1 protein-coding gene is annotated in these 1,937 nt (G+C 50.0%); it reads left to right on the top strand.

The genetic code is table 11. The features are described from left to right. Positions 1 to 1,439: hypothetical protein (locus tag GOX63_RS23610; protein ID WP_217356292.1), on the top strand; the 1,439-nt coding region annotated here is incomplete at its 5' end. Between the last annotated feature and the right edge of the window lie 498 nt (positions 1,440 to 1,937).

Raw genomic sequence — 1,937 nt, 5'->3', positions numbered from 1 at the left:
CGGACAGCTATTTTGTCCGGAACTGGTCAGGCATGGATATCAAGGACATCTATGATTCCAGCGATGATTTCAATTCCGGGGGACCTACAAACCAGAATATCCTGATCAAAAATTCGGAATTCATCGATCAGGACACAACTTCAATCATCGTCACAACATTGGATAGAACGAGCAATCAGGTTCTGAACGAGAACAACGCCACGGATTGGGTTGCGCAAAATATTCGCCTGGAAAATTCCGTCGTTGAGAACACAGATTCCGGCAGCACGGACAGGGTTTTCCTTGTTAAATCCGGCTATGATGTCCACTGGAGTGGCGTGAAGCTTTTGGGGAAGGTCAGTCTTGCCAAGACGTCAAACACAGGTTTCTACGCCCCTGAAGATGTAAACGGCACTGGTGTCACAAAGGGCAGCGCTCGGCCAAGTAAAAGTGACTCCTATTACAAGAATTTGGCAGGACCAGATTGGTCGGACATTTCATACCCAACTGACGGTTCCGCGGCACCTGACGATCCCGTTGTTGATCCAGACCCTATCTCATATACGCCACCGTCAGAGCCGGCCCCTGTTGTCGAAGCTCCAGAGTTGGTGAACCCGCAGGAAACCAACGCGAGCATTCTACTCGACATATTCGTCGCGTACACCGATACCGACGAAACGATTTCTGAGATCGGGGCAGGTTCCAGCATTGACAGCAGTCTCACGGATGGCAGCTCTTTGGGCATGTATGCCATGTCTAAGGGAAGTGGGTTAGAGATAGGCCGTGTTGAGCATACTTTAGACGGAATATCTAAGGTAGGAAGTATTGAGCCCGATGCTCTGTTTGGCGACAATCGGAGCGAAGATTTCTTTGGTGGCAAGTTGTTCGCGGAGAGAAACGACGCTGCGGAGCTGGTTGTATGTAAAGGTGAAAACGACTCGGGCGGCGTGCTCGGAACTGTTTCCTTCAACTTTGCTTTGGAGAGCGTGGAGTCGGACAAGTTTCTCACTGACGTCAGTTTGAACACTCTGTCGAGTTTCTCCACGCGTCAGGGCACCAAAACCGCGACCGTTTCCAAGGACCAAAGCACCGTCAAGCTTGAGGACAGTGCCTGTAAGTCACGGGATCTGGGTGGCAAAATCACTGAAGGCACCATCTTGATATTTGATTTCAAAAGCGGTGCATGTGGTAATATCCAGGGTATTGGTCTCGTCAAAGAAACTGGTCAGAGAAGTGATTGGAAGAAGGTATTCTTCCACCTCGACGGACCTCAGCCATGGGGCATTCAGGATTACAGTAATACGTATGAAACGGGCTCTGGCTCCAAATTCTATGCTATCCCTGTGGGCGAATATTACATGGGTCCTACGGATCAAATCGTCTTGGTGAACGATGATAATTCTGGCCTCGGCTCGATGAGCACAGTCAGCAATATCTACCTGATTGATGCCATTTCGTAACGGGCATGGGGGCTGGGTTTTTCCAACCCTTACGCATTCTAATCTATGCACCTTGGGGGAAGCGCTGCACTGATCCCGAGACGTATCTGCGTGTTCCCGTGACATTGAAATGTCTCAGTTTCGCCCATCTTGAGCCAATAAAAAAAATCAACTTTGTCCGTAGAAGCGAAACAATGGTGCAGACGTGACAGAAATTGCAGAGCCAACAGCAACGCCTGAACTGCGTGTAAACGTTTGCGCGATCTTAGAGCGAGTTTTCTGTTTAGAAGCCGTGTCGGACGGCATCAAGAATCTTTGTCCGACTTCAAGAGGACGGAATTCTCTTGCTCTCACATACATGATCATCAATGGGCCCCACCACGGATCATGCGGGATGCCTTGGCGTCGCATGATCGCTGCCCCAAAGTAGATAGGGAACCAGAATGACAATCATCCACTCTTCCGATCTCGGCTGGAAAGCCGGCCAGGACATCTCTGACGAATTTGCCGCGCTGGCAA

This window comes from Ruegeria arenilitoris (assembly GCF_013031355.1).
Taxonomy (GTDB): domain Bacteria; phylum Pseudomonadota; class Alphaproteobacteria; order Rhodobacterales; family Rhodobacteraceae; genus Ruegeria; species Ruegeria arenilitoris_C.
The sequence above is the reverse complement of the archived record's forward strand: the minus strand, read 5'-3'. Positions and strand labels throughout refer to the sequence as shown.